Here is a 26,212-nt window from a genome sequence, read left to right on the forward strand (position 1 = left end):
GACTGGGGTGGTCGCCTCCGAAAGTGTATCGGAGGCTTTCAAAGGTATGCTCAGTACGCTTGGTAACCGTATGTGGAGTGCAATAGCATAAGCATGCTTGACTGTGAGACTGACAAGTCGAGCAGGAACGAAAGTTGGATATAGTGATCCGGTGGTTCTGTATGGAAGGGCCATCGCTCAAAGGATAAAAGGTACGCTGGGGATAACAGGCTGATCTCCCCCAAGAGCTCACATCGACGGGGAGGTTTGGCACCTCGATGTCGGCTCGTCACATCCTGGGGCTGGAGAAGGTCCCAAGGGTTAGGCTGTTCGCCTATTAAAGTGGCACGCGAGCTGGGTTCAGAACGTCGTGAGACAGTTCGGTCCCTATCTGTGATGGGCGTAGGAAGTTTGAGAGGTCTTGACCTTAGTACGAGAGGACCGGGTTGAACCAACCGCTGGTGTACCGGTTGTGGCGTCAGCTGCATTGCCGGGTAGCTATGTTGGGACGAGATAAGCGCTGAAAGCATCTAAGCGCGAAACTCACCTCAAGATGAGACTTCCATTAAGGGACGTCAGAGATTATGACGTTGATAGGCTGCAGGTGTAAAGGCAGAAATGTCAAAGCTGAGCAGTACTAATTACCCGAACGCTTCAGGCCCCGGGTTCTAGCAATAGGATCCGGGGTAACAACGAAAAACAATCTTATGTGCTTGCTTTACATTACTAACTTTAATACTTCTACTCTTTTGCCAATACTGTCAAAGAAATATTGAAAGGGTTGCTTTTAGATAAGTGACGAACCTTTAAGATTTTAAGGTGACTATAGCGGTGGGGATCACCTCTTCCCATTCCGAACAGAGCAGTTAAGCCCGCCAGCGCTGATGGTACTGGGATAATACCTGGGAGAGTAAGTCGTTGCCTTTCTTTTACTAACTAAGCCTTTGGATAACCTCCAAAGGCTTTTTTTGTTTTACAACCTAGCCCACAAACATCATTCACTAAGCTCACATGAAGTAACCCGCAATAAATCTGGTAGAAACAAACTCATCCCTTGAGGATACAGGTCATATCCCTGTTTTAAGTCTAGACTATAGATCTGCATACTCTTCGATTGCAGGTTATAAGATAGAACAAGAAAATAATCGACTAGATGTATGCCCCTTAGAACTGGAGCACGTTTAATGTGAGACAATTAGTTGACTGAAAACAATTCAAATTCTGTCGGTCTTAACCAAGTCAACGGAGAATTTGATACTATATATGATGGGAATTGAAATCCAGTCAACAAGCATAAGTATGCATAGTTAAATTGGAAACTTAACTACAAACTCACTTCCCTTTCCTTCTTCAGAGGTTAAATCTATTTTACCTTTCAATCGATCGACCAGTGTTTTCACAATGGCTAAGCCTAATCCGTTTGAAGTTTCTCCAGCTGTTGGACGTGCGCTTAATTTTTTGAATTTCTGAAATAGATGAACCTTGTCTTGTTCTGAAAATCCAGGTCCGTGATCTTTCACTGAAATCCAAAAGTGAGAAGAAGAACGGCCTGCAGATACTTCTATACTTGAATTCCGTTTAGAAAACTTGATGGCATTTGAAATCAGATTATCAACGATGCGATTAAGATAGTCAGCATCTATATTTACTTCTTCATTTTCAATGCGCGTAATGTGAAGATGTATATTTTTAGATTCAGCAGATGGACCAAAAGCATCTATCTTATCTAAAAGGAAACGACTGACATCGAAGACCGAATAGTTAGGCTCTGCATTTTCTTCGAGCATATGTACATCAAGTAAGTCTTTGATAAGGTCCAACCCCGATTGAGTTGCGTTCTTAGTCATCTGCACATATACTTTATTATCTTCGGTAAGATGTCCCTCAAGTTCCATCAGGTCAGCTATACCCTTTATCCTATTGAGTGGTGATTTTAAATCATGCGCGACAATGCTCATGATCGTATCCTTTTCATGATTGATATCGGAGAGCTCTTGATTTCTTCTGGATAATTTTTCGTTTTGTTCTACGATCTCTTCACGTTGATTAGCAATAAATTGATTTTGCTGTGCAAGCCGTTCGTTAATCTCCCTTCGCTTCTTGCCATTACGCCATTGCACCAATCCAAGTATACTTACAAATCCTATAATGACAATGAGTACTATATTTTGAAGCTTCTGTTGCTGTATAATGGCCCCGTTTTTTTCTTCATTTGCTTTTAGCAATTGATTCTCTTGCTCTTTTCGTTGAATCTCAATTTCAAACTGAAGCCGCTCAACCTGTCGGGTTAAATCAAGATCCTTTATAGAATCCTTTAGTATCAAGTATTGATTCTGATGTGAGAGGCTCCCTGTTTTATCGTGCTTCTTCTCTGATAGTTTCCATAGCCAATAATAAGCTTCCATTTTAGAGGACAGATCATTTGACTTTGCTGCCATGTCAAGCGCCATGTTAAGGTATCTCTTGCTTTCTGATAGGTCATTTTTAGTATACATGATCTGACCCATAGTAAGATAGGCTTGTGGCAAAATGCGTACAACATTCTTCTTCAGTATGACCTCAAGACCTTCCTTGCATATTGATTCCGCTTCTTCGAGTAGCCCTTTTCGCAAATAGCTTTGAGATATATAGGTCTTAATGTCGGCAAGATTTACTTCATCATTGATAACGTGTCCCGCAGAATCTGCTAAATGTAAATAGCGAAGTGCTTTGTCGTGGTCGTTTGTTTCTTGCGATAGCCTTCCCAATTGACCCAGTGCTGACATGATATCACGTGTGTTATTCAGCGATAACCTGATATTGTAGGCTTTCAGGTAATTGCTTTCGGCTTTAACATAATCATGCTGTAGTTTATATAGCGCAGCGAGGCTCTGATATGTATATGCCAAGCCGGATAAATCATCTATCGCCTCGAATAGAGACAATGCACGAATAAAATGTTCATACGATCGGGAGAGTAATCCTTGTTCGAAAAAAAGTCTGCCAAGATTATTATTTGTGTGTGCAATTTGTGAAGAATCCTTTTGGGCTGCGGAGACACGAAGCGCCTCATCGTACGTTTCAAATGCTGTGATGCGATTGCCTTTATAGTTATAGGCGACCCCCATGAAATTAAGTGGCTTTGCTAAACCTTTTGAGAGGTTCAGCTTCTTGCCCAACGCCAATGCTTTTTGTGAGTAATAAATTGTGCTGTCGGGATTAGCCCAGCGATGTTCCCAGGCAAGATCATTCAGTAATTCAAATTTCTTTTGGTCTTCCGCTGTATATGATTTGACACGTAATCTAAGACTATCAATTAATTGAATATTTTGCGAAAAGGAAGATGTCCAATAGAATAGTAGCGAAGAGAGGAAAATAAGGGTTTTGTTCACTATGGGTTGGGGTCTTTACAAATAGAAAGATTGTAATAAAGTTACGATTTCCCAAACGTAAAGCGGAACAGAAAGGGTTAGTCTTCCTCAACAAAATTCATATCACGGCCATACGTTTCATCGATTAATCGTAAGGCAATTAAAGCAACGACAATCGTAAGGAGTCCTACGACCAACGCTCCATAAATCATCCCGGCATTCTTTGCGTTTATATCACCTAACGAAAGGCTATAGTGTTGATGAATACTATCACGCAAGAATTTAAAAAGCAGAGTAAGCGGAATAACAGTTCCACGAATAAAGTTAGGTACAGAAGTAGCCACCGTTGATCTCAGGTTAGTGCCAAACTGCTCTGCAGCAATTGTTACGAACAACGCCCAGTACCCTATACCAACTCCAAGAATAAAACAGGTTATATAAAAGAAGCCTGCATCTTTTATGGGAGTGAAGAGATAAAAGACAATGAAACAGAGCGTCAGTAAAATAAATATTAAAACAATTTTTTTACGCGATTTAATGATCTGGCTGGAGAAACCACTTGCAAGATCACCAACTGCAAGGCCGATATAGCTATACATAATTGCGTTCCCCGTAGTCACAGTTCCTGTAATAGATAACGCTGTAGCAAATTCTGGAGAGAACGTGACAAGTATACCGATGACATACCAGATTGGTAAGCCTATAAATATACATCCAAGAAACTTGACTAATCGTGTACGATTTGTGAATAGCTGAAAGAAATTACCACGCTCAAGTTTCCTTTCTTTGGATTTGAGAAACACATGCGACTCAAAAACACTTACGCGGGCGATCAGCAATAATAACCCCATACCGCCACCAATAAAAAATGATATCTGCCACGACTCAAAAGAGGAAGACGCAAATTTGGTTTGTGAAACAAGATTGCCCACCACTGCGCCCATTAGCCCTACCGTTGCAATGATCGTTGTACCATATCCCCTTAGATTTGAGGGAAGTGATTCCGATACAAGTGTGACACCAGCCCCCAATTCACCGGCCAATCCTATACCTGCTATAAACCGGAGTACTACATATTGATCCACAGTAGTGATAAATCCGTTCGCTATATTTGCGAGAGAGTATAATAAGATAGAGCCAAACAAAACCGATAACCGGCCGCGCTTGTCTCCCATGATTCCCCAGATGATACCCCCCACTAACAAGCCCGCCATCTGAACACGAAGAAGATGTTCACCTTGATCGAACAACTGATCTTCCGGTATACCCAATGAAATTAAACTGGGTTTTCGTACAATACTAAAAAGAAGAAGATCATATATATCTACAAAGTAGCCTAACGCAGCAACGATAACAGGCAGGCTCCACAGTGGCTTGAACTTGCTTTCATTCATAACTTATTCTTTCCTATAAGGTAGTATAAAATTGGCCCTAGTATCGGCAACAGTATAACAACAATGATCCAAAGTATTTTCTTCTCCGTTTCTTTATTACTCCGAAGTATATCCAGAATGATTACGATATCGATAATCAGGATTAAAAGCGAAATTAGTCTTCCCATAGTTTTAGTTGTTTTCAAGTATCCTGAATAACTCGTCCAGGTTCGGAGTGATTATAATTTCAGTTCTTCTGTTCTTTTGTTTATTCTGTTGTGAATCATTAGATGCTAACGGCATAAATTCTCCACGGCCAGAAGCTGTCACTTGCTGAGGCGATACACCAGACTTTGTTAAAATCTTAGTGATTGATGTAGCACGCATCACGCTCAGATCCCAGTTGTCTTGCATATACTGTGATTTTTTGGAGATCGGTACATTATCAGTATGACCTTCAACCATAATATTAATATCCTTCTGATCCTTTATAGCTTTTGCCAGTTGCTGCAGGGCTGTAACTCCTTTAGCATCCACTTCAATACTGCCTGATCCAAACAGTAATTGCTCTGCGAGTGACACATATACTTTACCATTCTTTACTTTCACAGTAATGTCGTTCTCTTTAAAGTTAAGCAATGCATTGCTAATTTTATTCTTAAGGTCTTGAACAGCTTTGTCTTTACTCGCAAGTACTTGCTCCAGTTCCTTTACTTTCTTTTCACGTTCTGCAAGACTGTTACTTAATGAATCATTTTCTCTCCGCGTCTGCTCCAGATTTTCCTGAATCGAAAGAAGCTGCTCTTGTTGTTGCACAAGATCGCGCGTCTGCCGACCACTGCTCGTTAGTAAATTCTTATAGTTGCTATTCAATTGACTGTGTTCCTTTTCAAGTTCTGCAAGTCGCTGGCTCTTATTTCTTTTTTCAATTCCAAGTTTAGTCGTGTCTTCTTTAAGTTTTTTCAACTGTTGTGATAGCGAATCAAGATTGGCATTCGCCTTATCAAGTTGAGATGAACGATCTGCAAGGTCAGCTTCCGTTCTTACTTTCTGTGCCAGGAGTTCATCGTATTTCTTTTTGCTTACAATACATGACGAAAAAATAAGGGTGATAAAAAGTGGTAATAATACTTTCTTCATAGGTTAAGAGTGAGTTCAAAAAATGTGACACAAATTAATAATTATTATTTACTTCCAACCATCTGCTATAGCATTGTGTCTAATGCACGAACCTGAAATAATTCAACTGGTTTTTGAAACCATCCTAAGCCGTTTTTCCGTAAAAGAGCTATTGAATTTTTAACCTATATAGAAAACAAATTTTCTAAATAAAACCCTTATGACTATTACAAAACGACTGCTCTCTATGGCAGCCCTTACCGCTGTTATCGGATTCTCTTCATGTGACAATGATGATGACAAAAAAGACAGTAATCAGCTTTCTAAAGATCAAGCGAAAGCTACTATCTCTACATTCAATTCGGATGCTAAAAACGATCTGCAAGATTTATCGGATGCAGATGGTTTAAAAGCTGTTAAAGATCTGTTTAACCTTGTGGATACAGATGACCCTTTCGGAAGAATAGGAACTGATCGCAAGAAGATCCGTCACTTCTTTCAAGAAAAAGGCACTGACTTCAAAAAAGTATTCACTAAAAACACGAATGGCCGGGTAGCACAAGAAGCATTTGATTTCGAAGCGAACCTCGGTATATATGTATGGAACCCGGAATTAGGTGAAGCCGGAGAGTTTGAACGTGTCAGCGATGCTGAAGTAATTGAAATTCAGTTTCCAACCGAGGGATCTTCTACCAATGATGCAAAACTTACGCTTGAAGGATATAGCGAAATAGAATTCTTCGATGAAGAATTTCAGGAAACATACTATGAACCGGAATTACTCGATGCGCACCTCCATGTTGATGGAGTAAAAGTAGCATCTATATACCTTGAAGCAGAGTGGGACGAAAGTGGCTTTCCGTTGGCAGCTTCGGTAGTATTCAACGTTGCCCCCTATAAAGTTAGCATTGAATTCGATGATAACGCAGCAACTTCATCCTATATCAATATTTCCCTTCTACAAAATCAACAAACATTATTGGCTACAAGTGTTACGCTTAAGTATAAGAACAGTTCTAAATCAGAAGAAAGTCTTACAAGCGTTGACGGTTACGTTCAATTGAAAAACCTGAAAGTGAAAGGTATAATTAATGGAGAAGAGTTGAACAAGCCTGAAATAGATTGGAATAAAATTATCAAAGCTGCACTCTACGATGGTAATGATAAAAAATTAGGTGATATAATTCATGTTGAAGAAAACGGAGCATATATTCCTTACATCCAGTATATCGATGGCTCGAAAGAGAAACTGGAGACTGTTCTGCAACCTGTTGTAGATGAAATTGAAAACCTGAAGGAAGATTTTGAAATCAATAGCTAACACAATACCCCTCTCTATCTTAAAGGACTGTTTATACAGTCCTTTTTTATTTACCCGAAGCCGTAGGAAATATATTCTTATTCGCTACTTTCAATGATCTAAAAAATCAATGACATGGAAGGAATGTTAAAACCCGGAAGCTTGAAAGATAGAACCATCATTATAACGGGTGGCGGAACCGGACTAGGCCGATCAATGGGGAAATACTTTTTGGAACTTGGTGCGAACCTTGTAATCACCAGCCGTAAAAAAGATGTATTGGATAAATCGGCTGATGAGTTGATGAAAGAAACGGGTGGAAAAGTATTGGCCGTTACCTGTGATGTTCGCAAATATGAAGAGATCGATAATGTTATTAAAACAACAGAAGCTACGTTTGGACAAATTCATGGAGTGCTTAATAATGCAGCCGGTAATTTTATAAGTCCAACGGAGCGCCTTTCACATCGCGCATTTGATATAGTAGTAGATATAGTATTAAAAGGTACATATTATACAACACTTGCTGCAGGTAAAAACTGGATTGAAAAAAAGCAGCCTGGAGTTTTTCTAAATATAGTTACAACCTATGCATGGACGGGTTCCGGATATGTAGTGCCCTCTGCGTGTGGTAAAGCAGGTGTGCTTGCGTTAACAAGGTCGCTTGCTGTTGAGTGGGCAAAGTACAAGATCAGAAGTAACGCAATTGCCCCCGGACCGTTCCCCACTGAAGGTGCATGGAGTCGCTTGTTACCCGGTGAGTTAGTAGAAAAATTTGATCCCGCACAACGCGTTCCATTGAAACGTGTTGGTGAGCACCAGGAACTCGCTAACCTGGCTGCATATTTAATGTCCGATTATTCCGCATACGTAAACGGTGAAGTGATTACCATCGATGGCGGTGAGTGGCTACGCAATGGCGGTGAGTTCAGTCACCTTGAAACTATACCAGAGACCATGTGGGACATGATTGAAAAAGGGCGTGGTAAGTAACCACGTGATTCGTTGAAGCAGAAAGCTATATCTTGATCAAAGATTTATATTTTTGACGCATGGATGCATGGAGAAAAGAATTGCAGGGACGTTTGAAGGCTCGCGAAAAAGAAGGATTACTCAGAACTCTGAAGTATACTTCTGATCAAATTGATTTTTCTTCCAATGATTACCTTGGTCTTTCGCGTTCTGAGTCATTGTTCAATGAGATTCACCAGGAACTTGATGCGCTTACTATAAAAAGAAATGGCGCAACAGGCTCACGATTGCTGGCTGGCAACACTGAGTATTACGAAGAAACCGAGTCCCGCCTGGCTAAGATTTTTAAGGCAGACGCATCACTGATTTTTAACTCTGGCTATACTGCCAACCTGGCTGTATTATCATCATTACCCCAACGTAATGACACTATACTTTACGATGAACTTGCACATGCCTGTATAAAAGATGGTGCACGGCTAAGTCTCGCCAAACGTTATAGCTTTCGGCATAATGATTTGAATGACCTCGAAGCTAAACTCAAGCGGGCAGAAGGCAAGATATATATAGCAGTTGAATCCATATATTCTATGGATGGCGATCAATGTCCTTTGCAAGAGCTGGTTTCGCTTTCAGAGAAGTACAATGCCTTTATAATTTTGGATGAAGCCCACAGCACCGGTGTGATGGGGGAACAGGGGAGCGGTCTTGCCGTTTCGTTGAACGTGCATTCCAAAATTGCAGTGCGTGTATATACGTTTGGCAAAGCAATGGGTATACATGGAGCTTGTGTTGCAGGGAACAATGATCTGCATGACTACCTGATTAATTTTGCCCGGCCTTTTATCTATACCACAGCATTGCCTCCACACAGTATTGCCGCGATAGACTGTGCTTTCAAATATCTAAGCAATAATATATATCTGCAGGAACGGCTCCGGAATAATATCCAGTTTTTTTTACATGCTGTTCAGGACTTGCCGAACAGAACGATCAGTACGAGCGCAATTCAGACGGCTATATATCCCGGCAACGAGAACGCAAGAATAGCAGCAACAGAATTGCAACAGAAAGGTTTCGATGTTCGCCCTATACTTTCTCCCACTGTACCAAAAGGATCTGAACGACTGCGAATTTGCCTGCATACATTTAATACGAAGTCTGATATTGAAGCGCTTGCTTCCACATTGAAATCATTTCAGGCAGTGATGCATTCGTAATTTACTATTAACTTTCCGCATGAATTATTTTGTCACGGCTATCGACACAGACAGTGGTAAGACAATGGTATCTGCTATACTGTGTGAAGCATTGCAAGCTGATTACTGGAAGCCTGTACAGGCAGGCTTGCCGCGGGACGCAGACACCGTACAAAAACTTGTCGGCAACAACACAATAATTTTTCCGGAAGCATACGTATTAAAAACTCCGGCCTCACCACATGCAGCCGCTGCGTTGGATGGTATCACCATGAAGCTTTCGGGATTTATAGTTCCGCCAACGAAGAACGATCTGGTGATCGAAGGTGCGGGTGGATGCCTGGTTCCATTGAACGATACTGATTTTGTTATTGACCTCGCAGCAAAAGTGGCTGATGTTGTTATACTGGTCGCTGATTTATACCTCGGTAGTATTAATCATACATTACTTACGGTTGAAGCATTGCGAAAACGAAACCTTCGTGTGAAAGGTATAATATTCAATGGTCAGCCGAATCGGGAGAGTGAAAGAATTATACTTCACCATTCAGGATTGCGTTGTCTATTGCGTATTGCCCGCGAAGAAACTATAGATCAGAATACAGTGAAGCGGTACGCTGATCTTCTAAAGGAAAACTGGAATGAATAATAATTTAGCAGCACTGGATAAAAGAAACATCTGGCATCCATTCAGTCCGTTGCAAGGCGGTATAGATCCAATCCTGATCACCGAAGCAAAAGGTGTTTACCTTACCACAGGCGACAATCGTAGAATTATAGATGCTGTTTCCTCCTGGTGGGTAAACCTGCACGGACACAGCAATGAATATATAGCGGATGCTATAGCAGCACAAGCCCGGAAACTGGAACACGTAATCTTTGCAGGATTTACACATGAACCGGCTATACAGCTTTCAAAAAATCTGCTTTCAATTTTGCCATCGAATCAATCACGCATCTTCTTTTCCGATAATGGAAGCACTGCCGTGGAAGTAGGACTTAAAATGGCATTTCAATACTGGTATAATCAAGGTATTAAGAAAAGTAAGATCGTTGCCCTCGATGGAGCTTATCACGGTGATACGTTCGGGGCGATGTCCGTTGGAGAGCGTGGTATGTTCACGGATCCCTTCAAGCCCTATCTGTTTGAAACTATCTTCATTGATTTTCCAACAGTTGAAAATGAAGAATATATCCTTCGGCAATTTAAAGATATAGTATCACGTGGCGACATTGCAGCCTTCGTGTACGAACCGCTTGTACAAGGTGCTGGCGGTATGCGTATATACTCCACCGCTATTCTCAACCGTCTGCTCGAAGTGGCAAAAGCGAATGATGTGCTATGTATTGCCGATGAAGTATTTACAGGGTTTGGACGCACGGGTAAATTATTTGCTTCCGACTATTGCGAGAACAAACCTGATATCATCGCGGTATCGAAAGGGATAACAGGAGGAACAATGGCCTTGGGTGTAACTGCATGCTCTGATAAAATCCTGCAGGCTTATCAGACTGAAGATTTCCTGAAAACATTTTTTCATGGACACTCCTATACTGCGAATCCTATAGCCTGCTCTGCCGCCAATGCGAGTTTTGATTTACTCATGGCAGATGCGTGTCAACAAAGTATTCAGCATATTGCTTACCAGCACAAACAATTTGAATCAGAAATAAAACATCATAGCCGTGTAAGCGTGGTACGATCTCTGGGGACTATACTGGCGCTGGAAATAAAAACAGACGCCAGGACTTCGTATGATAACGAGATCAGAAAAAAAATATATCCTTACTTTATAGCGCGAAACATCCTGCTAAGGCCACTTGGTAATGTTATCTATATACTTCCACCGTATGTGATCACCGATGATCAACTCGCTGTTATATATAGTGCCATTCGTGAATTTCTGGATCAGCTCGATCGTTAAAATGACGAACAGATTATGCGTCTATTTTTACAGACGTCATTGAAATTGAACCCATGGCCAGCTTATCGTTAAAGATGCTTACTTTATCTTTACCGCCTTTCAACCCGAGTATATATAGCAGTGGTAAATAATGCTCGGGTGTGGGTATAGAAAGTTTCGCACCTTGCCCAAGGCTTTCAAAGTTGATCAAGGGTGTATGATTATTCGATAGAATTGCTTCCTTGAATTTTTCGTTAATGTCAACGGCCCAATCATACCCGGTTGTAGGACGTTGCCAATCGAGTATACGCAGGTTATGAACCATGTTTCCGCTGCCAATAATAAGCACACCTTTTTTACGAAGTGATTCCAGTTCCTTCGCAAGCTCATAGTGATATTGAGGTCCTTTCGTATAGTCGATGCTGAGTTGAAGCACGGGTATAGTTGCTTCCGGATACATCCGTTTTACAACAGACCATGTACCGTGATCCAATCCCCACTCATGATCGAGTCCTACAGTAGTTTTGTGAATTAGCTGTGCTGCTTCTTTAGCCAGTGCAGGATTACCGGGAGCAGGATACTGTACATCAAATAATGCTTTCGGAAATCCACCAAAGTCATGAATAGTCTGAGGATTTTCCATCGCCGTAATATGGGTGCCCTTGGTAAACCAGTGTGCTGAAATACAAAGTACTGCCTTTGGTCTTGGAATCTCTTTTCCGAGTTGTTCCCACTTGTGGCTGAACTCGTTGTCTTCAATCCCATTCATAGGCGAGCCGTGGCCAATAAACAACAGGGGCATTGTGTGTTCTTGCTCAGGCAATGTGTTCGTAAACTTTTCAAATGCTTTGATGGAATTCATAGATTCAGTATTCACTTGTGTAAACATGAATATCAGGAGATAAAGTTCATATTTATAGAACGAAGTATGCCCTATGGACAGGATCAGAACCTATAGCGCTATATTCCGTAATAACATTTTTTAGTAAGTTCGAATATGCGATTTATTTATTTTCTCTTCCTGTTGCCGGTGCTTTCAATGGGCCAGTCTATAACCGGTGTACAACAAAAAGCAATTAATGCATACGCTGACTACGCGAACCATTCTGCTGAAGAAGTGGATAGAGTTGTGAAGTCGGTGATTGCATATTATCCAACCATTCATCAGAAAAGTTCATGGGGTTCGCCGCGGTATACTTGTCCGGTACAGTTGGAAGATTATTATCTGACCAATGCATTAACCTTGAGCAAGAACCTTAATACCACGCTTTCAACCAACCTGAATGCAAAGCTCAAGGACCTTCGCGCTGCCGCGGAAAAGATTGACGTAAATTGTAAATCGCTCGACACGTATCACAAACTTGAAGATTACAAGCAGGATAATTTTGCAAGAGCTGAGCAACTGGTAAATGAATTGCCTTTGTTGCTTCGCGACTATCAAAAAAAGTATAACGCGTTGAAGTTTGAGCTTGATGCTATTCATAAAAAGATAGTACAGTCCACGACTGCGCCCGCGGCTTATCGGAATGCCGATGCCTTTATGAGAGGTGAGATTGAACGCGAACGAAAACTTCTCGACTCATGGACATTCAATGTAAAGGAAGATGTTCATACAGGGTGGCCGGTGGATAAGCTGGAGCAAAGTATACTCGAAACAGATCAGCAGGCTATAGCCATGCAAAAATCAAAACCGGTATTGAAGTATCCAGCGTCCAGTATGTGGCCATCGTTTCAAGAAAACCTCAATACTATACTTGAATTGAAACGTAACGGCTTAAACGGGTATAACTTTGAGGCTAAGAAATCGGACAAGCATAGCAACGATGTATACTTTGACCTGATCAATTATTTTAACGGAACGCTCGTATCCGATTATAATAGTTTCATTGATTTTGCAATGGGTGATTACGTTGGTATAAAAACGATTAAGTATTTTCCGCTTTTCGAATTCCGCACACAACCTGCATCAACGGCCGTACAGGTTACTCCATTCCGGGATGCTGCGCGAGTACCGGTAACTATAGCACTTCAGAAAACGGCTTTGCCAAAGGCACAGTTTGAAGCACTATCAAACTACATTGCCTATATAAATGAAACGTGGCGCCAAACACGAAACCTGCAATCAACGCTGGAGAATTTTAGTTCAAGTGCTTCGTATTTTAAAACACTGGATTCATACGAACGACACGGGCCGCTTAACTTCGACTATAAAAATTATCAGCTACCCAAGGCAGAGTATCAAAAGACAATCACCTATAGTAAGGCGCTTCCTCCTGCTATAGCGAAATCATTGAATGATCAGACGGAAGTCTTGCAGAGCATTTTAAAAGAGATGGATGATCTGAGTGCTTCATTGGTCCAGGAGGTTAGTGAAAAACGATATGAGAAAGATCGGTTGGACAATGTTTACAAAACGCTTGAACGGCAGAAAGTATTATTCAGAGAATGGGACAAACGAAAGGAATGGTTGTATGAAGATGTTCGGAAAGTATTTGATGCTTACCCGCAAACGGTGACTTCCTCATGGTATATATCTGGGAGAGCATTGCAAAATCTGACGGACCTGGATCATGATGCGCTAATGAAAGCCAAAGCATACTATATGGGCGATAGCACGATAAAGATATCAACACAATCTATTGATGAAACCCTTCGCGAAGTAATTGCCAGGGAGTACGATAACATGAAAGGGATTGAAAAGATCGGACGCAATAATGGTTTGTGTCCCTATACTCCGTATGAAGATATTCCGGAGACCTCTAAATCTTTAAGTGAAGAGATCAAGAAGTTGAGGGCTGCCAATACATCCCGATACGAGCACCCTTATCATACAATGGTGTATCGCTACAACGACATTGTGGATGATTATAACAAATTTTGTGAGTTATCTACCAGTGTACAACACTTGCCGACAGTACGTCAACCGGAGTTGTTTTTTATTAAGTATCCGGATAAGGAGAAAACCAAGTCAACAGCTGCACGCACCACGACTTCAACAAACACGATATCCAACGCAGGTACAACAGAAAAACCAGCAACACAGAAAACAGTCGCGCAACAAAATACTTCTCGTGAAAGCGCAAGTTCAAAAGTATTACACGACACAGTATATATTGAAAAGCGTGACACGGTATATATTTCGGAACCAGGCGAAAATCTCAGATCAATGGACGGCTATGCTACTAACAATATGATCTTATTGTTAGATGTATCTGGTTCTATGAATTCTCCGGAGAAATTGCCGTTACTAAAGAATGCCATACTCAGCTTGGTATCCATGATGCGGCCGGAAGACAGAGTATCCGTTATTGCTTTTTCAGATAAACCGAAAGTGCTGTTGGAATCTGCTTCGTTTAAAGAGAGTGATAAGATCACCAAAGCTATAAACAATCTGAAGTCATCCGGGAAAACAGATGGTAACGCAGGTATAAAGCTGGCCTATAAAACTGCGGATGAAAACTATATACGTGGTGGTAACAATCGTATTGTACTTGCCACGGACGGTGAGTTTGGTACGAGTGACGAAACGCTTCAATTGATAGAGAGATTTTCCACCGAGGATATTTTTCTTTCGATCTTCAATTTCGGTAAAGGAGCCGGTGCTTCTAAAGCCCTTGAGCAACTAACCAAAAAGGGCAAAGGGAACTATGCGCAGATATCAAAAGAAAACGTAGACCTGAAATTAATCCGCGAAGCGAAAGCAAAGAAGAAGAAATAAGTATATTATAGTATACGAAAATGCTTCAAGCTACAGACAAATGCTGTAGCCTGAAGCTAATGGTTTCCTATTTATACAGTTTCTCATAATACTCATCCGCCATTCTTCCTGAATCAAAGAAAGGCAGTACATCCGTCATACTGTTCTTAACAATATTCAACCACTTATCAGGGTTATCATAATATAGCGGAATGATTTCATGTTCAAGCAGGTCGAGTAATGCATGCGCTTCGATCTTGTCTTTCGATTCCTGCGTCAGCTGATCATTTGCAGTATCGATGATGAAGGCATTCTTTCCATGCTTGGAGAATTCAGGAACCCATCCATCGGGAATAGAAAGGTTAACCGAGCCGTTCATTGCTGCCGTCATACCGGAAGTTCCGGAAGCCTCGTGATATAGTCTTGGATTATTCAACCATAGATCAGAGCCTTTCTTTAAATGTGCCGATAACCAGAGTTCATATCCCGTTACAACGGTACAGTTAGGCAAATCCTTCGTCTTCCAATAGATCTCATTGAAAATATTGATTGCCCCGTAATCTTCCGGGTAAGGTTTGCCGGCCCATATAATCTGAATGGGATACTTTGTATTCTGTGCAATGCGCAAGAACCGATTATAGTCTGACAATAAAAGATTCGCACGTTTGTAAGCCGCGAAACGTCTAGCCCATACAATGGTAAGTACATTCTCATTGAACAACTTTCCCGTTTGGTTAGCAACCGTGCGGAAGAGTTTATACTTCAATTCTTTTTTTCGCGAGACAAGAGCTTTATCATTTCCTTCGCTCAGAGATTTACCCAGCTCTTCATCAAGCCAATATGTTTTATTCTGTGCATTTGTAATCGCTGTGATCTCACAGATCCCTTTGTAATCGCCCCACATTTTTCTCGAGACTTCGCCATGCAATTGGGAAACTCCGTTAGCACGTTTTGCCAGGCGCAATGCTGTTAGGGTATAATTCAACACTCCGTTTTCGGGATGAACGTATTCTTCAACTTGCTTTACCGTTAGTCCATTGAAGAAACTCATGCTGTTTAACAACGGAATGCTATGCTCTTCATTGCCGGCTTTTTCAGGAGTGTGCGTTGTAAAGGCAACGCGTTTCTTTACTTCATCAAGATTCTTATACTTATCCAACAGATAGAAACACATCGGTAGCGCGTGCCCTTCATTCATGTGGTATATATCGGTTTCACGTCCCAGAATGTCCAGCAGCTTGGCACCACCTATACCTAACAAAATAGACTGCGCAATTCGGGTTGTCTCATTTGGATCATACAACCGATGGCTGATCGTTTGTGCGAGGTAGTCGTTCTCTGGTATATCCGTTGAAAGCAAAAATAGCGGAGCGGTGTGAAATACATCAGGCTTCAGCAAGTATGCCTTCACAAATACTTTTGCACCGTGAATCGTAATGGGGAACACTATATTTGTGTCCGTAAGGAAGAAATATTCTTTGTCGCGAAAACTTACACGAAGCGTTTGGTCTTGATTGCGTTCCTGATCGTAATATCCTTTCTTCCAAAGAATACCGATACCGATCATATTTTGTTTTAATTCATACGCGCTACGTAAATGCGAACCTGCCAGAAAGCCGAGTCCACCACTATAAATCTTCAGTGGTTGATCAACAGCAAACTCCATTGAGAAATATGCTACGGGCTTTGAATATTTCTTATCGAACTGATAGGGGAAAAGCTCATTTAGTTTAATCATATACTTTGAAAAGAAAGTACAAACTAATAAAAGAGATTGGATCCAGATTAATGAATCTGGATAAAGAACTTACAAGAGTTTGTTGCAAACGATTGTCAATTGGTTTAACTATCAATACTATTTTTTGAGAAGTGATTATTGTCTCATGGAAATCAAATCGTAGAATTTGATGCACATGAATTTTAATCGTCAAGTAAGCACTCCACACTTCATTTTATTTACAGCGGCAGGTTTCCTATATTCGAAGGAGCAAACCAGTTGATGCAAGTTGATGCCATCGAAAAGATCTTCCCGTAAAATACTGTTACGCATTGCTGTTGCTATGATTCCGTTGGCTATACTGTTTGGTGTATTGGTGTATGCGAAGCTCTATGGTTTTAAACGTGCCTTGTCGGAACTGGTGCAATCCAAGACCAATGGCTTATATACCCTAAGTATAGGCCACTCGTCCATCGATTGGCTTGCACTTACATTTACCCTTGATGACGTGAAGATCAGCAGAACATCTGCTGCTCCTGCGAAGGGGATTCGCGAAGTAACCATCCCCTATATGCAGCTTCAGTTTGGGTCCATCGCTTCAATATCGATGGTGAGGCAATTTGATATACAGAACCTCATCATCGATGAACCCGTCATCGAGATTGATGCGCAGCAACGCAGTACAGTAAAGCATAGCAATACAAATTTATCGTACCAGGTGGTCAAGCTATACCCTGCTATTGAATCGTTGCTTGGCAGGTTTGATATCGAATCACTTTCCATACGAAGAGCAACAGTCGGAATGAAGAACGTTGCGAATACATCTGTAAAACTTAATCTCATAGACCTGCTCGTAGAGCATTGGAATATACAGGAGCTTACACCCAAAAGTCAGTTTCAACTAAAGGTTGGCGGACAAGCATTGGCTTTCCCCAAAGCATCTTTAAATTTTTCAGGCATTGAGTTTAATTTCCGCCAACATCATTTGCTGTTTTCAGACTTCAGTTTTTCCTCTTTGGATACCGTGTCCCAATCAAAAGTGGAAGTATCCGGAAAATCTCTGCTCTTGCAGAAGCTCGACTATAAAGCGTTGTATGAGAATCAACGTTATGCTATCAAGCGTGCTGTGATTGATCGGCCCAATGTTGTGGTTGAGTTTAAATTAAAAGAAAACGCAAAAGTGAAAGACCGCGATCTGTTGACGCGCATTGTGAAGCAGGCAATAGGGGAGTGCTCAATTGATAGCACCGTGATCCGCGATGCTCGCGTTCACCTGGTGGTACAAAAAGACAGGGATTCTGTCAAAATAGATCTACCACATGTTAACATCAATGTATATTCTTTCAAAGTCATTCGTGATAGCAGTGCGTTTCAAGTGGGGGGACTTGAGGCGGGCCTCGACCGTACAGCCATAGCGTTGAAGCGAAATTTTTCTTTTAACTGCAACGCAATTCTTTTTGATCAGCATCGCGATCTCACACTTACAGATGTAGTGCTATATGATTCATCGATACATAAAAACATTGCTACATGCGGTAAACTGAAATTGAAATATTTCAACCTGTTGGACTTTGCTTTTGATAAAAAAATTCGCGCCGATGGATTAACACTTGAAGATGCAGAGATTAACATAACACCTGAACGTGTTAGGCAAAATGCAGCCAATAAAAAAGAAGACGACAGGATTGAAGATATAGCGATACGATCACTCGCCCTGAAGAATGTAACCATGCGTTATGCTGATGCCCGGCAGACGATTCGAGTAAATAAACTTTCGGTCACCGTAAATAATTTGAAACGCGGTGCTGTTGGTGATTTTCAATATAACCTGGGAATCATTCGCTTTTCGGATGCTTTTGTAAAAAATACCTCCAGCCATCTTGAGTCCCGTATGAAAGGTGTTGACTTTGATGGGAAGTTGTTTCGTGCAGCGGAAGTTGATGTGAAGAAAGACAGTCTTCATTTCTACGCTCGCAACATGATGGCTTTGAAAGATGGTGAAGAATCGATCCGGAAAAATCACAGGCGTTGGGTAAACCTATATTTCAACCGGCTCGAAATTACAGGAAAACTTCCGCAGCAAGCCAATAATAAAAACAAACCGCAAGATCTTCCTTTTGAAAGTATAGATCATGTATCAATTGATAATATAGTTATTGCTGCACACCAGGGAAATAAGCGGCTATCATTTTCGGGAAAGAATATTATCGCAGAAAAAATAACTGCAAAGGAAAACAAGATCACGTTTACTTCTGCACAGGGCCAGCTCTCGGATGTAAACATGCATACTCCTGATCTTGCTGTATCTGCCGAACAAATAAAAATGGATTATCCCAAACAATTCTTGTTAAGAGAATGTCAGTTTAGAAAAAATAATCTTAGGGTTGAATTACCATATCTTGAACTGGAGACGATTGAGCAAGACGAAAATTTCTGGGCAATCCATAGTCTCAAAACAAAAAAGATTGAAATCTTTAAAAACGAAAAATCATTATTCGTGTCAGATAGTATTCGTCTGTTAAATGCAGAAATGGCAAGCGATGAACCACCTTTTATAAAGGATATAGAGGTATATAATCCATTGTTAACCTTGCATGAAACAAAACGGCATGTCAGGAGAAACGAGGATAAAGCTATATCACTTGCTATGGTTCGGCATTTTATTATTCATCCCGGTAAAGTGAAATGGAAAGGTGATAAGAGTATACTGTTTGGAAGGTTAGAAGGTGATACAAAAAATGGTACACTGAATTGTGCTTCACTTCGATCTGAAACGGAAAGAATGACCATCCAGGCATATGATATACTGTTGAAAAATAATAAGATAAGTATTGATTCTGTTCGACTAAAGCCACGGAAAGACTGGATCGCGTCTAACGCCATCGAAAATGATATAATCGATGTAAGCTTTCAGGGGATTACCATGCAGGGTTTCTCAACTGAGTATATAGTGGAATCGCGAAAGATGAAAAATGTTGCTGTAACGATAGATCGGTTTTCGTTCGATATAAAACGCGATAAGCGAATGCCTGATCCTGCTATATTTGAAAAGCCTGTTACCTTGGAAGGATTGTTTAAGCTTCCTGCATCCGTTGCTGTTAATACAATCGATCTGAAACAAGGGAAACTTCGCTATACCGAAACATCTGAAAAGACGGGCGAAGATGGCATCGTGGAGTTGGACAATATAGCCGCTTCATTGAAATTTGATAATACCCGGAAGGGGAGACCGCTTAGTATGACGGCTACCTCTCGTCTATACAGTGAAGGCAATTTACATGTAAAGTATGAAACGATCGATTCGTCATCGTTCAATTTAACAATACGTTTAAAGGACTTTAATCTCACCGCGCTCAACCGTGTAGTGCTACCGTTGCAATCTATTCAGATCAAGTCAGGTTATTTAAAACAATATGATTTACAGATAACTGCTACCGCAGAGGAAGCAGCCGGCACATCTTCCATTACCTATAACAATCTTCATTTGGAAATCCGCAGGCCGGGTGAATCGGATAAAAAAAGATTGGGTAACGAGCTGCTTACATTTTTAGCGAACGGCATTTTGAAAAACAAGCGGGAAAATGCAACGGCCGTTATCAGCCAGCCTCGCATTAAGCATAAGGCAATCTTTAATTATTGGGTTAAGTCTGCCATTCAGGGAGCCATGGGAGGTATCAGACGGGGTAAGAATAAAAAAGTGGGGAATGTACATTCCTGACGAGTTTGTTCTTTATTTTTAGCGTTGGTGTTAAGTATACTATATATCTGGACATTGTAGAAATGTCCTAAAAAAAACGTTGCAGGCCAGTTACACTTTGTTATCCTTGTCTAATAAAGGATACAGTCAAAACGTATCCACAACGAAATTATAGTGTCCTATGGTAGGTTCCCGCAAGGAACGAGCATACCTGTTTGGAGGCGTAAATTTTTAGACGACAATGAAACGATTTGAAAGCAGTTTAATAAAAGCTTCCCTTAGCATTCTAAGAAATCACGCCTTGATTTTGTTCGTACTGATTTCCGTGATTTATATGCTCAATGGTTTTGAACTTCCTGCGGTTGAAAACAATATACTGATTGGATTTCTGGTGCTTTATGTAATCGCCATTTATACCTATATAGGTATCACGAATAATGATTTTATAATAACGGATAATGCGTTGGAGGTTGTAGGGAAAGTACCTCTTTTTAAAAGGAGACGAAGATTTTTGCGACAACATATAGGCCTTGTTTTATTCAGGCATGACTGGACTGATACCATTGGCGAGGGAATGAAACCGCGAATCTTCAGACTTGTTGTTAAGGAGATTTCACAACTGCTTTTTCCTTTCGATTATAAATGGATTGAAATCACAACGAATCACTCCTTCCGGTTTTATTGTTTTGGGTTGGAATACAATTACTTTGATAATAAAGGACCGTTGTTTGAGGATCTTTTCAAAACGTTACAAGCTAAAGATCTGAACGTAAAGTGGACAATCGCAGCGGTGAACAAAACAGAATTCCCAGAGAATTTTGGGAAATTGGAGGAAAATCAATCGCACAAATATTTCAGTAAGCCCTGAATAGAAGTATAGCGTTGGTTGTTCATTACCCATACGCAAGGTTGCGTACCAAGTTCTATCTTTATAGTGATACCGGACTCACCTGGCGTCACGGCAAAGCCATTTCTCTCCAATGCGTTCTTCGTCCATAGGTATTCAAAGCCTTCACCAACCAGGTGGATGAGTTTGTTCCGATGCGCTTCGTGCGTCATTTTACCGGTTTTCAGATCGAAACCTTTAAACTGAAAGATCTCGTCAAACGATCCGTTTAGCACCAGGTCCTCAGGAATTCCAGGAATAACGTTTTTCTCCTTCCCGGTTAACCAGATATAGTCAGCGGTTTGTAATGCCAGGTCCAACTCGTGTGTAGCAACCAGAATTGCTTTCTTGTTTTTATGAGCAAGGTTACGCAGAAGGCGCATAATCTCTACCCGGTTGTTAAGATCAAGATGTGCTGTGGGTTCGTCCAATAAAATGATAGGCGTAGTTTGAGCCAACGCCCTTGCAATCATTACCATTTGCAATTGGCCATCACTTAGCTGATATAGTTTTTTCTGAAGTATATCTTGAATATGTACCAGCTCAATGGCTTCATCAATAATTCTTTTGTCGTCCTCCTGTAATCGAATATTCCAATCGAGATAAGGATAGCGACCAAAAGTAATTAACTCATAGACAGACATACCAGGAGTCGAGACTTTGTCCGTAAGAACAACCGCTATAGGAAACTGAAGGTCAGTCGTTGTGTCGGTACGTATAGCTCCACGCGTAGCTTTCTGCAAACCCGCGAGCGTTCTTATTAATGTGGATTTACCAACACCGTTAGGCCCCATGAAGCAGATCAGCTCTCCTTCATATAGTTGCAGGTTCAAATTTTCAAACAATGGCGTTTGAGTTGTAGAATATCCAACAGCCAGATCTTTTGTCTCCAGTAATATTTTTGTTCCGGGAGTGCTCATATCCGAATTCTGGAGTGTCTTACAATTACCCAGATTACAACGGGCGCTCCGATAAGGGCCGTGATCGCATTGATGGGTAACATCTGCGTACTGCCCGGTAATTGAGAAAGTATATCACAGAAAAGCATGAGCACGGCACCACCAATCATTACTGTAGGAATAAGTACTTTATGATTGGTAGTCTGAACTAAAAATTTTACAAGATGAGGAACCGCCAGGCCAACAAAAGCGATTGGCCCGCAGAAAGCAGTAACGCCTCCCGTAAGAATACTCGCAGAAAATATAATCCAGAATCTGGATCGCTTTATATTCACACCAATACTTCTTGCATAGTTATCGCCTAGCATCCAGGCGTTCAAAGGCTTTACAAGGCGAATGGCTACGATCGCTCCTATAAGGAGGACGATTGCAAGCACCATAAGTTCAGTCCAGTTTAATCCACCGAGGCTTCCAAACGTCCAGATTAAATAGGTCTGCATTTCTTCCGCACGACTTATATATTGAAGTACACTAACAATAGAAGATGTGCCCGCGCCAATCATGAGCCCAACAATCAGGAGAGATACATTATCAAGAAGTTTTTTAGAGATAGCCAACATGATCAAAAAGACACCGGAGCAACCCAGGGTAGCTGCTATAGCGACCGTCCATGGACTGGGAGTACTTAAAAAGCGAAGACCTGCTGCCTGACTCATAAAAATTAAGGATACCGCGAGGCTTGCTCCGGAACTCAGGCCTAACACATCCGGCCCTGCCAGTGCATTTCGAAAGAGCGTTTGCATTTGTAGCCCACTCAACGCCAAAGCACCCCCGGCAAGAACACAAGTCAGCGCTTTTGTCATTCTAAAATTCCAAACGATATCATTCCATATCGACTGCGAGCTCTCGCTACCTATTAGAATTGTGATAATTTCACGAAAAGGAATGCGTACACTGCCCAACGAAAGGTTAAGACCAAACAATACAATCAGGAGGACAGGAAGCAGCAACCAGCGGTTTTTATGCATTGGAGAATATCCGGATTTTCAATCCGGGCGGAAATTTAGTAAGGCTTCAACATTTAATTCCCTTTTTTTTAGACAAAGAAGCCTGAAACCTAAACGCCTCTGTACAGTTTGATATTTCAATATAAAAATCAGTATAAGCTTATATGTACAGTATAATATTCTGATTTTGTAAGTGGAATGCTTGATTTCATCTGTAAATTTCAATGTGATTGAGCGACACAAATAGCTAAAATGTTTCATGTTTTCAGCTACTACATCCTATGAACCATGGATTACCAGCAGATTTCATAAAAATTTTGAAACCTGCATTTGGTAACTATTCTTTAGTTCCTATCTTTGCAGTCCTTTTTGCAGAAAGAGTCTATTTAAAAGACACTTCTGAGAGCAAAAAGTCCTGAAAAACAAGCATTAACGAGGGTTTCAACCATGCCTGGCATTATAGGAAAAAAAATAGGAATGACTAGCGTATTCGGCCCAGAGGGTGAGAATATCGCTTGCACAGTGATCGAGGCTGGTCCCTGTGTAGTAACACAGGTAAAGAGTGAAGAAACGGATGGATACCGCGCTGTTCAACTTGCCTTTGGTGAAAAGAAAGAGAAGAACGCTACAAAAGCGGCTATCGGCCACTTCAAGAAAGCCAACACAACTCCTAAAAGAGATGTAGCTGAGTTTCGTGATTTCAAAACTGAGTATGACGGCTTGGCCGAGCTTGGAAAAGAAATCCGCATCCAGGACATCTTCGTTGAAGGTGATTTCATCGATGCTATCGGCACCTCTAAAGGTCGTGGTTTCCAAGGTGTTGTGAAGCGTCACAACTTTGCTGGTGTGGGTGGTCAAACTCACGGACAGCACAACAGGCTTCGTGCTCCTGGTTCAATGGGTAACGCTTCATTTGCGTCTCGTGTTCCTAAGGGTAAGCGTCTTGCTGGCCGTATGGGAAATGACCAGGTAAAACTTAGCAACCTTAAAGTAGTTAAGATTCTTGCTGATCAGAATTTGATCGTAATCAGTGGCTCTCTTCCTGGAGCTAAGAACTCAACTGTAATCCTTCAGAAATAATGGAAGTAGCAGTATTAAATAATAGTGGTAAGTCAACCTCAAAGAAAGTTACACTTTCTGCGGATGTGTTTGGTATCGAACCAAACGACCACGCTATCTACCTGGATGTAAAAAGCTTTTTAGCAAATCAACGCCAAGGTACACACAAGTCTAAGCAGCGTAATGAGATCTCTGGTTCTTCTAAGAAATTGAAGAAACAGAAAGGTACTGGTGGAGCTCGTGCGGGTAACATCAAAAACCCTCAGTTTAAAGGTGGTGGACGTATTTTCGGTCCTGCTCCTCGCGACTACTCATTCAAACTGAATAAGAAAGTAAAAGATCTGGCTCGTAAGTCAGCTCTATCTTATAAAGCAAAGGATAATTCTATTGCAATTCTGGAAGATTTCTCTTTTGAGTCTCCTAAGACAAAGCAATACCTGACATTGCTAAGTGCCCTTTCATTGGGTGATAAGAAAACGCTTCTCGTACTTCCTGAACTTAATAAGAACGTTGTTCTTTCTGGAAGAAACATTAAGAATACGAAAATTACTACAGCCGATCAGATCAATACATATGATGTGATGAATGCTGACAACGTAATCTTTGTTGAGAGCTCGGTTAGTAAAGTTGAGAACTTATTAAATAAAGCATAATGAGTATCCTGAAACAACCATTAGTAACGGAGAAAGTTTCTGCTCTGAACGAAAAAGGAAAATACGGTTTCATCGTAGATTCTGATGCCAACAAAGTAGAGATTAAGAAAGCCGTTGAAAAACAATACGGCGTTAACGTTGAGAAAGTGAATACCATGAATGTAATGGGCAAAAAGAAAACCCGCTACACGAAGACAGGTATCCTTTCCGGTCGCAGACCTGGCTACAAGAAAGCCGTTGTGACTTTAGCACAAGGTGAAGTAATTGATTTTTATAGCAACGTATAATTTTTGAACGATGGCGTTGAAGAAATTAAAACCAGTAACTCCAGGAACACGTCATAGATTGGCGCCTTCTTTCGATGATGTAACAACATCGAAACCTGAGAAATCACTGGTAACAACCGTAAAGAAAACAGGTGGTAGAAATAGCAATGGACGCACTACCATGCGTTACATTGGTGGTGGTCATAAGCAGAAGCTTCGTGAGATTGACTTCAAACGTAATAAAGCAGGAATACCTGCAACGGTAAAGTCAATTGAATATGATCCTACAAGAACTGCACGTATAGCTCTGTTGTACTATGCAGACGGATCAAAAGCATATATCATTGCCCCAAATGGATTAGTGGTAGGACAACAACTTATCTCGGGCGCTGATGTAGCTCCTGAAGTAGGAAATGCTCTTCCGCTTTCTAAAATTCCTTTGGGTACGATCATTCATAATGTAGAAATGAAGCCGGGAAAAGGTGGTGCAATTGCACGTTCTGCTGGTACATTTGTACAGTTGTTAGCTCGTGAAAACGGCTTGGCAACTTTGAAAATGCCTTCTGGTGAAATGCGTAATGTAATGGATGTTTGCATGGCAACCATCGGCACTACATCAAATGCTGACCACATGAATGAAAGCGTTGGTAAAGCTGGACGTAGTCGTTGGAGAGGTGTTCGCCCACGCACACGTGCGGTAGCGATGAACCCTGTTGATCACCCGATGGGTGGTGGTGAAGGACGTGCCTCAGGAGGTCACCCTCGCTCACGTAACGGTCTGTATACTAAGGGTAAAAAGACTCGTCATCCTAAGAAATATTCTGATAACCTTATAATATCCAGAAGGAAAAAATAATGGGACGCTCGATTAAGAAGGGACCGTATTGTGACTTCCGTCTTCTCAAAAAAGTAGAAGCAATGGAAAAATCAGGCAAAAAGTCTGTAATTAAGACTTGGTCCAGAAGATCAACCGTAACGCCCGATTTAATCGGTAATACGTTTGCTGTTCACAATGGAAATAAATTCATTCCGGTTTATGTAACGGAAAATATGGTAGGTCATAAACTCGGTGAGTTTGCTCCTACACGTACCTTCCGCGGACACTCTGGAAACAAGAAAGATAACGCTAGGTAAT

At 41.2% G+C, this 26,212-nt stretch carries 21 protein-coding genes and 2 rRNA genes (1 of these 23 running past the window's edge); 15 read left to right on the forward strand and 8 right to left on the reverse strand.

Going from position 1 to position 26,212, the window contains the following annotated elements; genetic code table 11:
- Both B5Y40_RS27185 and rrf read left to right on the forward strand, forming a co-directional pair.
- Nucleotides 1-640: ribosomal RNA gene (locus B5Y40_RS27185) — 23S ribosomal RNA — on the forward strand (it extends 2,246 nt beyond the left edge of the window).
- Nucleotides 641-794: 154 nt separating this feature from the next.
- Nucleotides 795-906 (forward strand): 5S ribosomal RNA (gene rrf, locus B5Y40_RS27190).
- Nucleotides 907-1,286: 380 nt separating this feature from the next.
- Here the strand turns inward: rrf and B5Y40_RS27195 are convergent.
- The 4 genes from B5Y40_RS27195 to B5Y40_RS27210 all read right to left on the reverse strand — a co-directional run bounded on the left by B5Y40_RS27195 (nucleotide 1,287) and on the right by B5Y40_RS27210 (nucleotide 5,842).
- Nucleotides 1,287-3,350: a tetratricopeptide repeat-containing sensor histidine kinase gene (locus B5Y40_RS27195; protein ID WP_079690046.1), complete on the reverse strand. Its 2,064-nt coding sequence runs from the start codon at nucleotides 3,348-3,350 to the stop codon at nucleotides 1,287-1,289.
- 77 nt (nucleotides 3,351-3,427) lie between these two features.
- Entirely contained in the window at nucleotides 3,428-4,723 is a 1,296-nt protein-coding gene (locus tag B5Y40_RS27200) for an MFS transporter (protein ID WP_079690047.1), read from the reverse strand.
- On the reverse strand, nucleotides 4,720-4,890 hold the full coding sequence (locus B5Y40_RS27205; RefSeq protein WP_079690048.1) for a PLD nuclease N-terminal domain-containing protein: 171 nt from the start codon (nucleotides 4,888-4,890) through the stop codon (nucleotides 4,720-4,722). Before B5Y40_RS27205 ends, B5Y40_RS27200 begins: the two co-directional genes overlap by 4 nt.
- A 4-nt stretch (nucleotides 4,891-4,894) precedes the next feature.
- Entirely contained in the window at nucleotides 4,895-5,842 is a 948-nt protein-coding gene (locus B5Y40_RS27210; RefSeq protein WP_079690049.1) for an OmpA family protein, read from the reverse strand.
- 199 nt (nucleotides 5,843-6,041) lie between these two features.
- On the opposite strand from B5Y40_RS27210, the gene B5Y40_RS27215 reads away from it, so the two are divergent.
- The 5 genes from B5Y40_RS27215 (at nucleotide 6,042) to bioA (ending at nucleotide 11,217) form a co-directional block, all read left to right on the forward strand.
- On the forward strand, nucleotides 6,042-7,142 hold the full coding sequence (locus B5Y40_RS27215) for a hypothetical protein (protein WP_079690050.1): 1,101 nt from the start codon (nucleotides 6,042-6,044) through the stop codon (nucleotides 7,140-7,142).
- Nucleotides 7,143-7,247: 105 nt separating this feature from the next.
- Complete coding sequence (locus B5Y40_RS27220) at nucleotides 7,248-8,114, forward strand: SDR family oxidoreductase (protein WP_221409009.1); 867 nt, start codon at nucleotides 7,248-7,250, stop codon at nucleotides 8,112-8,114.
- Nucleotides 8,115-8,173: 59 nt separating this feature from the next.
- Nucleotides 8,174-9,313 (forward strand): aminotransferase class I/II-fold pyridoxal phosphate-dependent enzyme, encoded by a 1,140-nt coding sequence (locus B5Y40_RS27225; RefSeq protein ID WP_079690051.1) that lies wholly within the window; start codon nucleotides 8,174-8,176, stop codon nucleotides 9,311-9,313.
- Between the two features lie 19 nt (nucleotides 9,314-9,332).
- Entirely contained in the window at nucleotides 9,333-9,941 is a 609-nt protein-coding gene (gene bioD, locus B5Y40_RS27230; protein WP_079690052.1) for a dethiobiotin synthase, read from the forward strand.
- Nucleotides 9,934-11,217, forward strand: coding sequence for an adenosylmethionine--8-amino-7-oxononanoate transaminase (gene bioA, locus B5Y40_RS27235; protein WP_079690053.1), 1,284 nt, complete (start codon nucleotides 9,934-9,936; stop codon nucleotides 11,215-11,217). The genes bioD and bioA overlap by 8 nt, the downstream gene beginning before the upstream one ends.
- A 13-nt stretch (nucleotides 11,218-11,230) precedes the next feature.
- Here bioA and ygiD read toward each other — a convergent pair whose 3' ends face one another.
- Entirely contained in the window at nucleotides 11,231-12,058 is an 828-nt protein-coding gene (ygiD, locus tag B5Y40_RS27240; RefSeq protein ID WP_079690443.1) for a 4,5-DOPA-extradiol-dioxygenase, read from the reverse strand.
- 135 nt (nucleotides 12,059-12,193) lie between these two features.
- Between ygiD and B5Y40_RS27245 the strand changes: the two genes are divergently transcribed.
- Nucleotides 12,194-14,914 (forward strand): VWA domain-containing protein, encoded by a 2,721-nt coding sequence (locus B5Y40_RS27245; RefSeq protein WP_079690054.1) that lies wholly within the window; start codon nucleotides 12,194-12,196, stop codon nucleotides 14,912-14,914.
- Nucleotides 14,915-14,981: 67 nt separating this feature from the next.
- Here the strand turns inward: B5Y40_RS27245 and glgP are convergent, their stop codons facing one another.
- Nucleotides 14,982-16,631, reverse strand: coding sequence for an alpha-glucan family phosphorylase (glgP, locus tag B5Y40_RS27250; RefSeq protein WP_079690055.1), 1,650 nt, complete (start codon nucleotides 16,629-16,631; stop codon nucleotides 14,982-14,984).
- Between the two features lie 271 nt (nucleotides 16,632-16,902).
- Here glgP and B5Y40_RS27255 point away from each other — a divergent pair, with 271 nt between their 5' ends.
- The gene (locus tag B5Y40_RS27255) at nucleotides 16,903-20,328 is read left to right on the forward strand and encodes a DUF748 domain-containing protein (RefSeq protein WP_079690056.1); all 3,426 of its coding nucleotides are present in this window, start codon (nucleotides 16,903-16,905) and stop codon (nucleotides 20,326-20,328) included.
- 220 nt (nucleotides 20,329-20,548) lie between these two features.
- A complete protein-coding gene (locus B5Y40_RS27260) occupies nucleotides 20,549-21,175 on the forward strand; it encodes a hypothetical protein (protein ID WP_143785969.1) in 627 nt (208 codons plus the stop codon).
- Here B5Y40_RS27260 and B5Y40_RS27265 read toward each other — a convergent pair.
- Nucleotides 21,145-22,113, reverse strand: coding sequence for an ABC transporter ATP-binding protein (locus tag B5Y40_RS27265; protein WP_079690058.1), 969 nt, complete (start codon nucleotides 22,111-22,113; stop codon nucleotides 21,145-21,147). The genes B5Y40_RS27260 and B5Y40_RS27265 overlap by 31 nt on opposite strands.
- Nucleotides 22,110-23,120 (reverse strand): FecCD family ABC transporter permease, encoded by a 1,011-nt coding sequence (locus B5Y40_RS27270; protein WP_079690059.1) that lies wholly within the window; start codon nucleotides 23,118-23,120, stop codon nucleotides 22,110-22,112. The genes B5Y40_RS27265 and B5Y40_RS27270 overlap by 4 nt, the downstream gene beginning before the upstream one ends.
- Nucleotides 23,121-23,546: 426 nt before the next feature.
- Between B5Y40_RS27270 and rplC the strand changes: the two genes are divergently transcribed.
- Genes rplC through rpsS form a run of 5 tightly spaced genes read left to right on the forward strand, consistent with a single transcriptional unit; the run spans nucleotide 23,547 to nucleotide 26,211 of the window.
- On the forward strand, nucleotides 23,547-24,179 hold the full coding sequence (gene rplC, locus B5Y40_RS27275) for a 50S ribosomal protein L3 (RefSeq protein ID WP_079690060.1): 633 nt from the start codon (nucleotides 23,547-23,549) through the stop codon (nucleotides 24,177-24,179).
- Nucleotides 24,179-24,811: a 50S ribosomal protein L4 gene (gene rplD, locus B5Y40_RS27280; protein WP_079690061.1), complete on the forward strand. Its 633-nt coding sequence runs from the start codon at nucleotides 24,179-24,181 to the stop codon at nucleotides 24,809-24,811. The genes rplC and rplD overlap by 1 nt, the downstream gene beginning before the upstream one ends.
- Nucleotides 24,811-25,098 carry a 50S ribosomal protein L23 gene (gene rplW / locus B5Y40_RS27285; protein ID WP_079690062.1) on the forward strand — a complete coding sequence of 96 codons (288 nt, stop codon included), beginning with the start codon at nucleotides 24,811-24,813 and terminating at the stop codon, nucleotides 25,096-25,098. The genes rplD and rplW overlap by 1 nt, the downstream gene beginning before the upstream one ends.
- Nucleotides 25,099-25,108: 10 nt before the next feature.
- Nucleotides 25,109-25,933 carry a 50S ribosomal protein L2 gene (gene rplB, locus B5Y40_RS27290; RefSeq protein WP_079690063.1) on the forward strand — a complete coding sequence of 275 codons (825 nt, stop codon included), beginning with the start codon at nucleotides 25,109-25,111 and terminating at the stop codon, nucleotides 25,931-25,933.
- Entirely contained in the window at nucleotides 25,933-26,211 is a 279-nt protein-coding gene (rpsS, locus tag B5Y40_RS27295) for a 30S ribosomal protein S19 (RefSeq protein WP_079690064.1), read from the forward strand. The genes rplB and rpsS overlap by 1 nt, the downstream gene beginning before the upstream one ends.
- The last annotated feature ends 1 nt before the right edge of the window (nucleotide 26,212 follow it).

The sequence above is a fragment of the Ohtaekwangia koreensis genome, from assembly GCF_900167975.1.
In the GTDB taxonomy this organism is placed as follows: Bacteria; Bacteroidota; Bacteroidia; order Cytophagales; family Cyclobacteriaceae; genus Ohtaekwangia; species Ohtaekwangia koreensis.

What these genes read in the sequence shown, in the direction of transcription:
- B5Y40_RS27205 (WP_079690048.1), bottom strand. Translation starts at nt 4,890, where the DNA reads ATGGGAAGACTAATTTCGCTTTTAATCCTGATTATCGATATCGTAATC.
- rplW (WP_079690062.1), top strand. Translation starts at nt 24,811, where the DNA reads ATGAGTATCCTGAAACAACCATTAGTAACGGAGAAAGTTTCTGCTCTG.
- B5Y40_RS27260 (WP_143785969.1), top strand. Translation starts at nt 20,549, where the DNA reads ATGAAACGATTTGAAAGCAGTTTAATAAAAGCTTCCCTTAGCATTCTA.
- rplB (WP_079690063.1), top strand. Translation starts at nt 25,109, where the DNA reads ATGGCGTTGAAGAAATTAAAACCAGTAACTCCAGGAACACGTCATAGA.
- B5Y40_RS27265 (WP_079690058.1), bottom strand. Translation starts at nt 22,113, where the DNA reads ATGAGCACTCCCGGAACAAAAATATTACTGGAGACAAAAGATCTGGCT.
- ygiD (WP_079690443.1), bottom strand. Translation starts at nt 12,058, where the DNA reads ATGAATTCCATCAAAGCATTTGAAAAGTTTACGAACACATTGCCTGAG.
- B5Y40_RS27215 (WP_079690050.1), top strand. Translation starts at nt 6,042, where the DNA reads ATGACTATTACAAAACGACTGCTCTCTATGGCAGCCCTTACCGCTGTT.
- bioA (WP_079690053.1), top strand. Translation starts at nt 9,934, where the DNA reads ATGAATAATAATTTAGCAGCACTGGATAAAAGAAACATCTGGCATCCA.
- glgP (WP_079690055.1), bottom strand. Translation starts at nt 16,631, where the DNA reads ATGATTAAACTAAATGAGCTTTTCCCCTATCAGTTCGATAAGAAATAT.
- B5Y40_RS27255 (WP_079690056.1), top strand. Translation starts at nt 16,903, where the DNA reads ATGCCATCGAAAAGATCTTCCCGTAAAATACTGTTACGCATTGCTGTT.
- rpsS (WP_079690064.1), top strand. Translation starts at nt 25,933, where the DNA reads ATGGGACGCTCGATTAAGAAGGGACCGTATTGTGACTTCCGTCTTCTC.
- bioD (WP_079690052.1), top strand. Translation starts at nt 9,333, where the DNA reads ATGAATTATTTTGTCACGGCTATCGACACAGACAGTGGTAAGACAATG.
- B5Y40_RS27200 (WP_079690047.1), bottom strand. Translation starts at nt 4,723, where the DNA reads ATGAATGAAAGCAAGTTCAAGCCACTGTGGAGCCTGCCTGTTATCGTT.
- B5Y40_RS27210 (WP_079690049.1), bottom strand. Translation starts at nt 5,842, where the DNA reads ATGAAGAAAGTATTATTACCACTTTTTATCACCCTTATTTTTTCGTCA.
- B5Y40_RS27270 (WP_079690059.1), bottom strand. Translation starts at nt 23,120, where the DNA reads ATGCATAAAAACCGCTGGTTGCTGCTTCCTGTCCTCCTGATTGTATTG.
- B5Y40_RS27225 (WP_079690051.1), top strand. Translation starts at nt 8,174, where the DNA reads ATGGATGCATGGAGAAAAGAATTGCAGGGACGTTTGAAGGCTCGCGAA.
- rplD (WP_079690061.1), top strand. Translation starts at nt 24,179, where the DNA reads ATGGAAGTAGCAGTATTAAATAATAGTGGTAAGTCAACCTCAAAGAAA.
- rplC (WP_079690060.1), top strand. Translation starts at nt 23,547, where the DNA reads ATGCCTGGCATTATAGGAAAAAAAATAGGAATGACTAGCGTATTCGGC.
- B5Y40_RS27245 (WP_079690054.1), top strand. Translation starts at nt 12,194, where the DNA reads ATGCGATTTATTTATTTTCTCTTCCTGTTGCCGGTGCTTTCAATGGGC.